The 13,000-nt window shown below is 65.5% G+C and carries 14 protein-coding genes, 1 tRNA gene and 1 other RNA gene; 12 read left to right on the forward strand and 4 right to left on the reverse strand.

The window, feature by feature from the left end; translation table 11 throughout:
- Nucleotides 1-77 precede the first annotated feature (77 nt).
- Nucleotides 78-740, reverse strand: a complete 663-nt coding sequence (locus tag AB0L63_RS10900) for an NAD(P)H oxidoreductase (protein ID WP_364497765.1) — start codon at nt 738-740, stop codon at nt 78-80.
- A gap of 113 nt (nt 741-853) precedes the next feature.
- Between AB0L63_RS10900 and AB0L63_RS10905 the strand changes: the two genes are divergently transcribed.
- Complete coding sequence (locus tag AB0L63_RS10905; RefSeq protein WP_364497768.1) at nt 854-1,807, forward strand: AraC family transcriptional regulator; 954 nt, start codon at nt 854-856, stop codon at nt 1,805-1,807.
- A gap of 364 nt (nt 1,808-2,171) precedes the next feature.
- Here AB0L63_RS10905 and AB0L63_RS10910 read toward each other — a convergent pair whose 3' ends face one another.
- Nucleotides 2,172-2,867 (reverse strand): helix-turn-helix domain-containing protein, encoded by a 696-nt coding sequence (locus AB0L63_RS10910; RefSeq protein WP_364497771.1) that lies wholly within the window; start codon nt 2,865-2,867, stop codon nt 2,172-2,174.
- A gap of 223 nt (nt 2,868-3,090) precedes the next feature.
- Between AB0L63_RS10910 and AB0L63_RS10915 the strand changes: the two genes are divergently transcribed.
- Both AB0L63_RS10915 and AB0L63_RS10920 read left to right on the forward strand, forming a co-directional pair.
- A complete protein-coding gene (locus tag AB0L63_RS10915; protein WP_364497774.1) occupies nt 3,091-4,275 on the forward strand; it encodes a cytochrome P450 in 1,185 nt (394 codons plus the stop codon).
- A gap of 9 nt (nt 4,276-4,284) precedes the next feature.
- Nucleotides 4,285-4,479, forward strand: a complete 195-nt coding sequence (locus AB0L63_RS10920) for a ferredoxin (RefSeq protein ID WP_364497776.1) — start codon at nt 4,285-4,287, stop codon at nt 4,477-4,479.
- A gap of 80 nt (nt 4,480-4,559) precedes the next feature.
- On the opposite strand, the gene AB0L63_RS10925 is transcribed toward AB0L63_RS10920, so the two are convergent.
- Nucleotides 4,560-4,644: transfer RNA gene (locus tag AB0L63_RS10925), tRNA-Ser, on the reverse strand.
- Nucleotides 4,645-4,783: 139 nt separating this feature from the next.
- On the opposite strand from AB0L63_RS10925, the gene ffs reads away from it, so the two are divergent.
- Both ffs and AB0L63_RS10935 read left to right on the forward strand, forming a co-directional pair.
- Nucleotides 4,784-4,878, forward strand: an RNA gene (gene ffs, locus AB0L63_RS10930) — signal recognition particle sRNA small type.
- A gap of 107 nt (nt 4,879-4,985) precedes the next feature.
- Nucleotides 4,986-6,275 carry an aminotransferase class I/II-fold pyridoxal phosphate-dependent enzyme gene (locus tag AB0L63_RS10935; protein WP_364497779.1) on the forward strand — a complete coding sequence of 430 codons (1,290 nt, stop codon included), beginning with the start codon at nt 4,986-4,988 and terminating at the stop codon, nt 6,273-6,275.
- A 60-nt stretch (nt 6,276-6,335) separates the two neighbouring features.
- Here the strand turns inward: AB0L63_RS10935 and AB0L63_RS10940 are convergent, their stop codons facing one another.
- Entirely contained in the window at nt 6,336-7,142 is an 807-nt protein-coding gene (locus AB0L63_RS10940; protein ID WP_364498227.1) for a methyltransferase domain-containing protein, read from the reverse strand.
- A 239-nt stretch (nt 7,143-7,381) separates the two neighbouring features.
- On the opposite strand from AB0L63_RS10940, the gene AB0L63_RS10945 reads away from it, so the two are divergent.
- The 7 genes from AB0L63_RS10945 (at nt 7,382) to AB0L63_RS10975 (ending at nt 12,832) form a co-directional block, all read left to right on the forward strand.
- Complete coding sequence (locus tag AB0L63_RS10945) at nt 7,382-7,957, forward strand: HhH-GPD-type base excision DNA repair protein (protein WP_364497781.1); 576 nt, start codon at nt 7,382-7,384, stop codon at nt 7,955-7,957.
- Between the two features lie 112 nt (nt 7,958-8,069).
- Nucleotides 8,070-8,780: a hypothetical protein gene (locus AB0L63_RS10950; RefSeq protein WP_364497783.1), complete on the forward strand. Its 711-nt coding sequence runs from the start codon at nt 8,070-8,072 to the stop codon at nt 8,778-8,780.
- Between the two features lie 122 nt (nt 8,781-8,902).
- Nucleotides 8,903-9,292, forward strand: coding sequence for a replication initiator (locus AB0L63_RS10955; protein ID WP_364498229.1), 390 nt, complete (start codon nt 8,903-8,905; stop codon nt 9,290-9,292).
- A gap of 182 nt (nt 9,293-9,474) precedes the next feature.
- Nucleotides 9,475-9,864: a hypothetical protein gene (locus tag AB0L63_RS10960; RefSeq protein ID WP_364497786.1), complete on the forward strand. Its 390-nt coding sequence runs from the start codon at nt 9,475-9,477 to the stop codon at nt 9,862-9,864.
- Nucleotides 9,865-10,427: 563 nt separating this feature from the next.
- Nucleotides 10,428-11,720: an ROK family protein gene (locus AB0L63_RS10965; RefSeq protein WP_364497788.1), complete on the forward strand. Its 1,293-nt coding sequence runs from the start codon at nt 10,428-10,430 to the stop codon at nt 11,718-11,720.
- Nucleotides 11,721-11,965: 245 nt separating this feature from the next.
- Nucleotides 11,966-12,457 (forward strand): helix-turn-helix domain-containing protein, encoded by a 492-nt coding sequence (locus AB0L63_RS10970; RefSeq protein ID WP_364497790.1) that lies wholly within the window; start codon nt 11,966-11,968, stop codon nt 12,455-12,457.
- Between the two features lie 21 nt (nt 12,458-12,478).
- Entirely contained in the window at nt 12,479-12,832 is a 354-nt protein-coding gene (locus tag AB0L63_RS10975) for a hypothetical protein (RefSeq protein ID WP_364497793.1), read from the forward strand.
- The last annotated feature ends 168 nt before the right edge of the window (nt 12,833-13,000 follow it).

Raw genomic sequence — 13,000 nt, forward strand, 5'->3', positions numbered from 1 at the left:
TTCTACCCATTGCGTGGTGCGGGGGATACTCGCTTGAACGGTGGGTGCGCGGCAAGTGTCGCCGCGCACCCTCGCCTTCACACCCGGACGAGATCTGTGGTCAGGAACTCGTCCACGATCGCGGTCGCCTTGGCCTCGAAGGCGGCGTAATGCGCCGTGCGCGCGTCACCGGTGATCGCCTCGCCGAGAGCGAATGTGCCGTCGGCCGCAACGGTTTGGGGCTGCTCCTCCGCATCGGGCAGCAGGCCGACGCGGGAGTCGGCGAAACCGCTGTAGTAGGCCAGGCCCGCGCTGAGCTGGCCTTCGAGTGCGGCCTGCATATCGAGGATGACCGGGTCGGACTCGGTGGCGCCGGCCAGTGCCAGCCACAGGATGCGCTTGCCCGCCAGCCGGGGCTTGCTGCGGCCGTAGGCGAAACCGTAATTCCACACCCGGTCGATCCAGCCCTTGAGTACGGCGGGCACGCTCAGCCAGTACACCGGGAAGGCCACGACGACCAGGTCGGCGGCGAGCAGGCGGGCCATATGCGCTTGCGCCCCTTCGGAATAGCGCTTGTCGCGATTGCCCCACTCGGGCTGGTCGGCCTCGGTCATCCGGGGATCGAAGTCCTCGGCGTGCAGGTCGAGTAGGTCGACGGTGTAACCCGTGGCGGTGAGGCGGTCGCCGGCCAGCCGGGCGATGTGCGCGGTGAGCGAATCGCGGCGGTGGTGGGCGACGACAACGAGAGCGGACTTGGTCACAGTAGCTCCTAGCGGTGGGTGGTTTTCGCTGTGCTTTCGAGTCAACCGTGATCGATGTGGACGATCTATAGCCGAGAGTCTCGGATGGATAGGAATTCGTCTACAGTCGAACCATGGATCCGTTGAGCACGCTGCTCGGAGGAATTCGTGCCGAGGGTTCGGTGGTGGCCCACGCGGTGCTGACCGCGCCGTGGACGATCGGCTTCGCCGACCGGGCCCCGCTGATCATGGTGACCGTGCTGCGCGGGGGTGGCGTGCTGCGGCTGCCCGACGGCAGTGCGCGCAGACTGACCGCCGGTGACACCGCGGTGGTGCAGGGTGCCGAACCCTTCGTGCTCGCCCACGAAACCACCACCACCGCCGCCGGTCCACCCACCGAGTACGAGCTCTCCTGTTTCGTGCCCGACGGTCTCAGTGCCGCCGGAACCGGTTGCGCGGCCGTCGAACCCGAGCCAGCTGCGGCCGAAGCCAGTGCGGCCGAGGAGACTTCACTGGTCGTCGGCGCCTACTGCGCGAGCGGGCGGCGTCACGAACGGCTGCTGCGCGCGCTGCCGCTGGCGCTCGTGGTCGGTGGTGAAGCCGAGGTCTGTGACTGGCTCGAGACCGCGGCCGCGGACGCGCACCGGCACCGGGCCGGCGCCCAAGCGCTGATGGACCGGCTCCTGGACTGGGCCCTGGTCTGCACACTGCGCACCTGGCTCGCCGAGCAGGGGGACTGCGCGCCCGCCTGGTATCGCGGCTTGGCCGACCCGGTCGTTGGGCCGGCGCTGACCGCCATCCATACCGAGCCCTACCGTCGCTGGACCGTGGCCTCGCTCGCCGCCGAGTCCGCGGTGTCGCGGGCACTGCTGGCCCGCCGCTTCACCGAGGTCATGGGCGAACCGCCGCTGACTTACCTCACCGAATGGCGGTTGTCCGAGGCGGAGGAACTACTCGCAGACCCCGGCCGCAGCGTCGCCCAGATCGCCACCACCGTCGGCTATGCAGATGCCTTCGGTTTCAGTGCCGCCTTCAAGCGCTCCCGCGGCGTGAGCCCCACGGTGTTCCGGCAGCGGACGCCGGTCTGACTCGGCCGGATCACGGTTCGGTCGGTGCGGCCGGGTCGAACAGGGCCGCGAGGTGGGTAGGGAACGGGCGCTGGCCTGCGGCCAGCGTGCCGACGGCGACCACCGGCCCGAGGGAGATCCGGTGCATCGTACGCGGCTCGTCGAGAGCCCCGATTCGTCCGGAGACCTGGTGTTCGCCATGAGCTGTTTCTGATCGCGAGACGGTCTTCACGGGCGCGGTCCGGACCGGACCTCCATGCTCCGCGTTGTCACCGGGACGTCAGATCCTCGGGGCGAGCGACGGCTTAGGGCGAGAAGTCCGGATAGTCGGACTCGCACCGCGCTAGGTGGTTCGGTGAGATGAGAGATCCTGGCTTCGCGGTGGTTAGTCGGCCTGGTTGCGCAGTTCTCGCCAGCGCTCGGTCGAGCGCACCATATCCAGGCCGACGTGGACGAGGAATTGGCTCATCTCGGTAAGTCGATTCCCGGCCGCGGTGGAGACTCCGAGCGCTGCGGCATCGCCGCGCGCCTCCTCGGCAAGCGCGAGGTTCTGGCGGGCGCTGGCCAACGTCGCGCGAACCCAGACATCATCGTCGATGATGTACCGGTCGCGGCGGCGCGGGCTGTCGCGTTCGCGGGCGATGAGTTCCTGAGCTTCGAGGTAACGGACGGCGTCCGAGATCGTTGCTGGGCTGACGCGAAGCAGCGCGGCCAGTTCAGTGGCAACCAGGCTGCCGCTGTCCGTGGTGTACAGGCATGCCAGAACGCTCGCCGCGGTGCGCGGCATACCGGTCTCGGCAAACAGCGTGGCCAACCTTCCGACGAGCGCGTGCGACGTTGTGTCCGCCGAACCGGAGGCCGTACCCGGACGGGATGGCCTGCGCCTGCGGGCCCGGTGCACGGTGGCACGGTGGGCGAGATCGGGCCGGTATCGGCCGGGTCCTCCGTTACGTTTCACCTCGCGACTGATGGTGGAGGTCGGCCGGTTCAGGGTCCGGGCGATCTCGGCGTATCCGAGTCCCTGGCTCAGTCCGCCTGCGATGTCCCTACGGTCCTGCTCGGTGAGCCTACCTCCCGGCATGTGCCTTCTCCTTCGCTTATCCGATACGCGGCCAGTATGCGTTCGACCGCATCTCATTGCAACGCAGGGTGGAAATAGGGTGCAATCAGCCGCATTGTCATTGCAACTTCGAATGCGAATTTAGCTGGCAGTATGTGCTTTATCCAGCCTGAATACATTGAGATAAGAGTGAACGCAACGTAGCGTTCTGCTCATCATGGATGAATATCAAGGAGAGACCGCGATGCCTGATAACCCGCTGACCGCGCTGTTGGCCGCCCGACCTCTCGGATGCCCTTTCGATCCGCCCACCGCACTGGCCGCGCTGCGCGACGAGCGCCCGCTGACCCGGATGGTCTTCCCTGACGGCCATCGGGGCTGGCTGGCCACCGGGCACGCTGTGGTTCGTGCCGTGCTCGCCGATCCGCGGTTCAGCTCTCGCTACGAGCTGATGCACCACGCGCTGGCCGATATCGGTCCGCTGTCGGCGGCGCCGCTCGGCGACCCCACCGGCCTCGACGCGCCCGAGCACACGCGTTACCGCAAGCTACTCGCGGGCAAGTTCACCGTGCGCCGGATGCGGCAGCTCACCGAACGGATCGAGGAGATCACTGCCGCGCACCTGGACGAAATGGCGCGCACGGGCGGGCCGGTCGACCTGTTCGAGGCGTTCGCGCATCCGGTCCCGGCCCAAGTGATCTGCGAACTGCTCGGCGTGCCCTTCAGTGAGCGCGAAAACTTCCAGCGGCAGGCGATGGTCGTCAACAGCGCCGGCTACTCCCAGCAGGAGCAGTTCGACGCCTTCGCCACCATCGAGGACTATGTGCGCAAGCTGGTGGTCGCCAAGCGCGCAGCGCCGACCGACGATCTGCTCAGCGACCTGACCACTACCGACCTCACCGAAGCCGAACTGGCCGGTGTCGGCGGTTTCCTGCTCGGTGCGGGCCTGGACACCACGGCGAACATGCTTGGCCTCGGCACCTTCGCGTTGCTCACCCACCCGGACCAGCTCGCGGCATTACGCGCCGAACCGGACCTGGCCGACCAGGCAGTCGAGGAACTGATGCGCTACCTGACCATCGTGCACACCGGCGCCCGTGCGGCACTGGCGGATATCGAGCTCGCGGGGCAGACGATCAAGGCGGGCGAGACGGTCGCGCTGTCGCTACAGGCAGCCGATCGAGACCCGGCCAGGTTCGACGATCCGGATACCCTGGATATTCGCCGTAATGCGGTCGGGCACCTGGGATTCGGGCACGGCCCGCATCAATGCTTGGGGCAGCAACTCGCCCGCGTCGAGATGCGTGTGGCCCTGCCCGCGTTGGTGACTCGTTTTCCGGCGCTGCGCCTCGCGGTGCCAGCGGACGAGGTGCCGCTGCGCCACGGTGCTGATGTTTACGGCGTCCACCTGCTTCCGGTCGTTTGGTGAGAGGACCTGATGGATATCATCGTGGATCGGCAGTTGTGCATTGGTGCGGGCATGTGTGTGCTCATCGCGCCGGAAATATTCGATCAGGACGATGACGGTAAATCGCTGGTGCTCGACCCGTCGCCGCCGCACCTCGGGGCAGTCCGCGAAGCGGAACAAGTGTGCCCTGCCGCCGCAATTCGGGTCTCCGGCACGATCGGCTAGGCCGCGCGCCCTGCAGGATCGGCTCGGTGACCACAGGCCGGAGGCGGTTGAAAAACCGCCTCCGGCCTGCTGGTTCTCTGCGGAGGATAGGGGATTTGAACCCCTGAGGGCGTTAACCCAACCCGCGTTCCAGGCGAGCGCCATAGGCCACTAGGCGAATCCTCCGTGCAGCAGCATACCGGGTGCCCCCGGCCGGTCACCAAATTGGGCCGGTCTCGGTGGTGAAGTCCCAGTTCGGTCCCGTTTCTACCCGGTACGGTCCACCCAGTGGTGATCGTTGTCGGAGTTGCCCGCTACACTTGCCAATGGATCCCGCGCGGCGCGCATCCTGTGAACTCCCCCAGGGCCGGAAGGCAGCAAGGGTCAACGGGCTCTGCCGGGTGCGCGGGGTCCCCTATATTCACTCCCAATTCGGAGCAACCGCCGGGTAACGTGAACACGGTCCGACCGTTATGCATCGGCTCGGACGACAATCACCCCCTCGCTGCTTCGAAAGGCTGCTCAGGATGCCCCGGCAAACGCAGATCGGTTTGATGAGCCCCCCGGAGCTCGTGTCCGAACACGAGACCCAGACCGCGAACTACGCGACGCTCAAGACCGAGAAGCTCACGCTGGATCTGACCAGGGGTAAACCTTCACCGGAACAACTCGACCTCTCCGCGGAACTGCTCACACTGCCCGGTCCCGGCGATTTCAAGGACGGCGCCGGTACCGACTGCCGCAACTACGGTGGGCAGCACGGTCTCCCGGAATTGCGCGCGATCTTCGGTGAGCTGCTCGGCATTCCGGTCGAGAACCTGATCGCGGGCAATAACGCCAGCCTCGAGCTGATGCACGATGTGATCAGCTACGCATTGCTATACGGCACACCGGATTCCGAGCGCCGCTGGGTGGACGAGCCCACGCTGAAGTTCCTCTGCCCGAGCCCCGGCTACGACCGGCACTTCGCGATCACCGAGGCACTCGGCTTCGAAATGATCCCGATTCCGATCGGTCACGACGGACCGGATGTGCATGCCATCGCCGCACTGGTGGCCGATGATCCGCAGATCAAGGGTCTGTGGGCGGTGCCGAACTACGCCAACCCGACCGGAGCCATCTTTTCCGAAGAGGTTGTCCAGGAGTTGGTTTCGATGCCGACCGCGGCACCGGACTTCCGGCTGTTCTGGGACAACGCCTACGCGGTGCATCCGCTGACCGATATCGCCGCACCCGTCCTCGATGTGCTCGGTATGGCCGCGGCGGCCGGAAATCCGAACCGCCCCATCGTTTTCGCCTCCACCTCGAAGATCACCTTCGCCGGTGCGGGAGTGAGCTTCCTCGGTGCGTCCCTGCCGAACCTGAACTGGTACCTCGGGCATGCGTCGAAGAAGAGCATCGGCCCGGACAAGATCAACCAGCTGCGCCACCTGCGGTTCTTCAAGGACGCTGACGGTGTGCGTGCCCACATGCAGAAGCATCGCGCCATCCTCGAACCGAAATTCGCGCTGGTACTGAGGATTCTGGAGGATCGGCTCGGCGCGTCCAAGGTGGCGTCCTGGACCGAGCCGAAGGGCGGTTACTTCATCAGCCTCGATGTCTTGGAGGGCACCGCGGCTCGGGTGATCGCGCTGGCCAAGGATGCGGGCATCGCGCTCACCGCGGCCGGTTCGGCCTTTCCGTACCGAAATGACCCGGAGAACAAGAACATCCGCATCGCTCCCAGCTTCCCGCAGCTGCCGGAACTGGAAAAGGCGATGGATGGTCTGGCCACTTGCGTATTGCTCGCGGCCACCGAGAAGTTGCTCCAGAAATAGCTCGAAATACAACGGGCGCATACCGAATCGGTATGCGCCCGTTGTGTTTTCGCTCGAATATCAGCGGGGTTTATGGGCCAGCACCGCGAACATGGTCACCGATAGGTGGACGTCACCGCTTTCGGCGCCCCGTTCCAGATCCGCGATCAGCTGGTCGCGCTGTGCCTCGGTGATGGAACCGCGCGCGACCGCCATGGCCGAGATGCGGTTCACCAGCGCGCCCGCGCCGACCGTTCGGTCCTGTACCAGGGCGTGTGAACCGACCTCGTCGATCACCAGGCCCGCCTTGGTCAGCAGTCCGGGCAGCCTGCGGCCGGAGAAGGGGTTGGTGGTTGCGGCGATGAGGGTGTCGATGACTTCGCGCACCACTTGTCGGTCGCCGGGATGCACGATTGCCGTGCCCCAGTCGCTGTCCATCACCACGACGCGGCCGCCGGGCTCGAGCACCCGGGCGATCTCGTTGGCCGCGCGATTCGGTGCGGTCAGATGCTGAAACACCCGCTCGCAGAGCGCGGCGTCGAAGGTGTTCGCGCCGAATGGCAGCCCGTAGGCGTCGCCGGAATGGAATTTGGCCGTCGAACCTGCCTGTTCGGCGCGGCGTTCGGCGGAGGCGAGCAGATGCGGATCGGGTTCGACGCCGATCGCGGTGCCGGTCGGGCCGACCGCATCCGCGAAGGCCATGACCTCCGAGCCGGTACCCGATCCGATATCGATCGCACTCTCGCCGGGCTGTAGTGCCAATGCTTGATGTGCCCACGTGCGTAGTCGGCGGATGCCCGGCAGTGCTGCCTGCAGATCCCGCACGTCGACCAACTGATCCTGGCCCGCGCTATCGAAGCGATCCGGGCGTAACCCCTGCATATTCATGGGCACGATTCCGTCTCTTGGTATTGCCGTCGTCTGAGGCATGGCGCTGAGCCTACTTCGGTGCCGACCGCATCGCACGGCAGGTCTGTGAGGTCGGTCACGATTCGGTCATGCCGTCGATCCGGGTGCATGTGGCCGACTTTTCGAGTGACCTGCGAGCAGTCGCCAGCGGCGCCAAGTGAGATGATCGACAGCGTCCGGTACCAGCGAAAGGAAGTCCCGTGGCCAAAGCGAAGTCCGTGACTGTCAAGCTGTGCCTCGCCCAGGAGCCGGCGGCCGACCAACTCCTTTCCGAGGATTCCTTCGCATTGCTGACGGGCATGCTGCTCGATCAGCAGTTTCCGCTCGAACATGCCTTCCGCGGGCCGAAGAAGATCGCCGACCGCATGGACGGCTTCGATATCCAGCGGATCGCCGCCGCCGATGCCGAGGCATTCGAAGAACTGTGCGCGACCCCGCCCGCCATTCATCGCTATGGCCGATCCATGGCTCGCCGCACCCAGGAACTCGCGCGCTATGTGGTCGAGCATTACGACGGCAAGACCGAACGCATCTGGACCCAAGGCGATCCGGACGGCAAAGAGGTGCTGCGCAGGCTGAAGAATCTGCCCGGCTACGGCGATCAGAAGGCCAGGATCTTCCTCGCGCTGCTCGGCAAGCAGCTCGGCGTGCAGCCGAAAGGGTGGGAAGCGGCGGCCGGCGCCTACTCCGAACCGGGCTCTCGGCGCTCGGCCGCCGATATTGTCGATGGCGAATCCCTTTTGGAGGTAAGGGCTTTCAAGAAGCAGATGAAGGCCGCCGCCAAGAAGTCCTGAGGTCGCTGCGGGTTTGCCTATTCGAATCTGACTGCATTTTTCCCTCGTGCCCGATTGGGTTCTCGTTGATGCTTCCTCTCGAGAGCAATACCGAGATGAGGGACTGCAGGACATGAGGATGAGGAAGCTCGCCGTCGTCGCGGCGCTGGTGACCATGGCGACCGGAGTAGCCGTGGGCACCTCCGGCGCCGCCCCTGTCGCGACCGAAAGCGACAATGACGCAATCAATTTCACCGCCGACGCGGTCAACGATTCATCGATCATCAAGACCGATGCGGGTTCGCTGGCGGTCGAGGGGGATATCTTCGAGATCAAGGCAGCCGACGGCACCGTACTCGCGGGGACCCCGCTGCGGTTCCGGATCGATGACTTCGAATTCCCCATCGCCGCACAGATTTCCGATCGCACCGCGATCTTGACCCCGCAGATCGATCGCGAACACGCGGTCTACCAGCCGGTCGCGCTGCCGTATGAGGACAAGGCGCCGTGGAAGACCGAATACGACCGTGAGGTCGCGGCCTGGACCCGCTTGACGAGCACCATCTCGGCAGCGGCCACCATCGGCACGCTGGTCGGCGGTCTCGCCGGCGGTGCGGCGGGCTGCGTGCTCGGCGGTATCGCCGGTGTCACGGTCGCCTCGGCCACCATCATCGGCCTGTTCGGCCCGTTCATCCCGGCCGCCGCGATCGGCTGCCTCGGCGGCATCATCGCCGTCGGCGCACTCGGCACCCTGGCCGGTCAGATCCTCGTGACCGCACCGGCCGCGATCGGTGCGGCGATCCAGTACTTCACCACGGTCAATGCGCCTTTCCGGGGGAATTGATCTGACCTGCGAAGATAGGTGAGATCGTGCCGAGATTCCCACTCGGTGTGCCCGGCGCGATGCCGCTGCTGGTACGGGACAGGTGAATTCCATGACAGACACGGTCGATGACGGCCAACCAGATGCGAGCAAGGACGACGAGCAACCCGCCTGGGCGGGGGCCGTCGTTCGATGAGGTGCCGGTGGAAACCGCGAAACGGTTCGGGGTGTGTATCCGGCCGATGGTCCTCGAACGCACCGACACGGTAACTGGTGCGGTGTCGCATGTTCCGGTGCCGTGTGGCAACACGATGGAAGCGGTGTGCTCAGCGTGCGCGCTTAAAGCGAAGGTGTTGCGGCTGGCCCAGTGTCGGGAAGGCCGGCATTTGGACCACGAACCCGAAATGCCGGGTGCGCGAGCAACTTTCGATCAGACCGTGGCTGATGTATTACCGGGCCGATCCGATGGTGACCTTGACCGAAGCCGAATCGAAAGGCTGAACGGCGGACGCGGAGGTGTTACTTCTCCATGATCAACCAGCTGTTCGTCCCGGCCAAATAGGTCGTACGGCATCCGTGGCCGCACCGTCGCAACGGAAACCGCCCCCGCCCAGTTACCTCTCGACTGGGCGGGCCTTCTTGTGTCCGGGAAGCCGGGTCCGACGCGGGCTGGCATGCTCAGGCTCTTCAGACTCTGGAAGCAGAAGGGATAGTGATGAACTTCGAGATCAAGCATGTTCTGCGGATCGCCCTACTCTCCGCAAGCGCAGGAGCCACGCTGCTGATCGGAGCGGGTACTGCCGCTGCCGATGATTGGCCGTCGGACGGCGGCGGCGCATTGGGCGTTTATGAGACCAAGAACTTCGCGGTCCAATCCGATCCCGATTACTGGAATCCGCTGTCCGACCGGAACCGGTTGACCTCGCCGTTCGGGACCAGCACCCGGATCGTTTGCACCAGCTTCCATGGGGTACAGCAGGATTGCTGGCAAGCGGACCTCGACGGCAATCCGCACAAACTCAACATCGTCCCACTCGACGTGCCGTACGCCGGGTCCAGCGGAACCGGCCACTTCGGTCCCAAGCATTACGTCTACCCGGGCTGATCCCGCCACCACGGACCCCGCCCAGTACCTCTTGACTGGGCGGGGCCTTCTTGCGTGATCAGCCCTTTTATATGCACGCAATGACGTGCGTTGGCACCACGCCGCTGATCGCCACGGCCACCGCGCTGCTGGCCGTCCTCAGTTGGTCGTGGACGTGGCGTAACCGAATAGCCCGGGATCGAGCGAGCCGGTCACCTGATGGGGCGCCGACGTGGCGGCCCCATTCGGCATTTTCGGACAAATCGTGCTCTGGGCCACATTTCGCCCGGAACCCGGTGTGCGCCAAGGATTTCAGAACGAACCACACATCCGAGGAGTTCCCGGTCCGCCGACAGGGGTTGGTACGTGGCGATTTCGGTGTTAACTTTGATCCCATGTCTTCGAGCCGTCCGACCGCACTGCGGGTCACCTACGTGACCGCCGCACTCGGGCTGCGACTGCCATTGACTCGCGAACTGTGTTGTTCCTGCTGCAGCTGAGCCGCTCTTTCGGCTCGTGCGCTGCCCCGCCGCCGCACGTGTAGGCACGTCCCGTGGTACGGGACTTCAGCAAGGAATCTGCATATGTCCCTCCCCACCCTTGATCGATCCGCTTCCAGGGTTGTCACCGGTCGTGTCCGGGTCCAGCGTCCGGTCATCGCGCCGGAGTTGCGCATCACCGACAATCCGGCGGCGGCCGTACTGCGCGCCGCGACCGGCGGTCCGGTATCCCGTGACAATGCCGCGCGTACAACGGGTTTGAGCATCGCGACGGTCAACCGTCAGGTGTCGGCGTTATTGGCTGCCGGACTGCTGCGCGAGCGCCCCGATCTGACCGCATCGGGTGCGGTCGGCCGTCCGCGGGTGCCGTTCGAAATCGACCATGATTCCTATCTGACCCTCGGCATCCACATCGGTGCCGCGGTCACCAAGATCGTCGCGGCCGATCTGCGCGGGCGCATCCTCGGTGGGCTGGCGATCGCGACGCCGCAGACCGGTCAGGACTTCGCGATCACGACCGTCGCGCGCAGCGCCAAGGCCTTCCTGCAGCGCTGGCATCGGCGTAGACCGCTGTGGGCCGGTGTGGCCATCGGTGGGCGGGTCGATCCCGCGACCGGTATCGTCGATCATCCCAAGTTGGCTTGGCAAGGCGCGCAGGTCGGTTCGGTGCTCGGCGAGGTGCTCGAGCTGCCGATTTCGGTCGCGCCGCACGTCGAGGCCATGGCCGCGTCGGAGCTGCTGTTGCCGACCGGCGAGCCGCGTGATGCCGAGCGCAGTGGTGTGCGGGCCAGTGGTGCGGGCAGTAGCCTGTACTTCTACGTTCGCGAAACCGCCGGTATCGCCGTCACTTTGGACGGTCGGGTGCATACGCGCAGCAGCGGTCCTGGTTCGATCGCGCACTTCCCGACCGGCTCCGATGTCGAATGCGCCTGCGGGCGGCGCGGCTGCCTCGAGGTGACCGTCAGTGATCGGTCGCTGCACGCCAGAGCCGTTGGGCGCGGGATCATTCCGGCGCACAAGGGCACCGGCGGCACCACCATCGCCGACCTGTACCGCGCCGCCGAAGCGGGCGCGGCCGATGCTGAGGAGCTGCTCGCCGAGCGTGCCACCATCCTCGGGCACACCGTCGCGATGGTCCGCGACATGCTCAATCCGGACCGGGTGATCCTCGGCGGCCAAGCCTTCACCGGCTACCGACCCGCGGTCAGCCACGTCGCCCGCGCCTTCACCCAGTCCTCCCAGCTCCCGGCGACCGATATCCGCATCAGCGGATTCGGCGGCAAGGTCCAGGAATTCGCCGCGGTGGTCACCTCCCTCAGCATCATCTACGCCGACCCCCTCTCCGCAATCCGCCGCCGCACCGCGCTGACCGACTAGGTGTACTGACTCGAAGTCTGTGATGGGGTGGCAGCGCTGTGTGCGGTTCCACCCCTGGTGTCAGATACACGGCCGTGCTGCCGATCGTCGCGGCCCCTGTGGGCGCCGGTCCTCGCACACGTCGGTCATTCGATAGTCCTTACCCTCCGCCGGTCGGCTTCCTTCTGGGGAACCTGCGGAGCAGGTGCCCTATTCGGGAATGATCATTCTTGACTGATCATTCCCATATATCGTACGGTGAAGCCATGCCACGACCGAGAGCATTCGATGAGGAGACGGTCGTCGAATCGGCAGCGCGACTGTTCGCTCGCCGCGGTTTCGATGCCGTGTCGATTGACGACCTTGTCGGTGATCTGGGCATCCACCGCAACAGTTTGTACCGCACGTTCGGCAGCAAACGAGGGCTTTACCTTCGGGCATTGCGGGCCGCGCGGCGGCAGATTCTGCAGGTGATGTCCGCCGCCGATCCTCTGCAGAACCTCTGCAGGGCAGTGACTTCCGAAGAGATCGGCGCCCTCGATCTGTTGCTGATGGCGGCTATCGAGCAGGGCCGCGCCGATCCGGAGATCGCGGCAGAGGTGGCAGGCGCTTTCGCCGAACTCGACGGCTACACCGCAGTGCTGGGCAATGGAACGCTGTCGACAGCGACGTTGCTGGGACTTCGGTTACGGGTCTGTGTCGGCGAGGAGATGGCCCACCTACCGCCGAATCGACCGGGCAGACAGACCGATCAGTGAAGATGAAAGAAGGAGAATGACGTGGCCGAGGTCGCTATCGCGGATACCGATCTGGTGATCCGACTCGAAGGCTGGGACAGACTCTGGGCCTTGAAGAGCCGCTTGGTGATCCCTTTGACGAATGTCCGCGGCGCCACCGCAGATCCGGGAATCACCAAGGAACGCAGGGGTATTCGAACGTCCGGCACCTATATGCCGGGTGTGATCACCGCCGGAACCTTTCACGTCGATGGCGAGCGCTTGTTCTGGGACGTCCGTGACCCCGCCAAAGCCGTGGTCATCGAGTTGGCCGACGAACGCTACGCACGACTGATCATCCAGGTCGACAACCCCTCAGAGGTGGTCGCCCTGATCGAACGCGCTTGCTCCCACTGACGACGCGCCGAGTGGCGCCATGACCTCCTGCCACCATGTTTCGGCTTCGGCCACGTACCCGTGGGCGAACAGTTGCTGTCCGAGAGCGACCATGGCCTCGAGGTCTCCGTTCGCCGCCGTCCGACGCAACCGGATCTGCGGCTCGTCCTCCTCGGCTTTGTCACCGAG

It is taken from the genome of Nocardia sp. NPDC051990 (assembly GCF_040680755.1).
In the GTDB taxonomy this organism is placed as follows: Bacteria; Actinomycetota; Actinomycetes; order Mycobacteriales; family Mycobacteriaceae; genus Nocardia.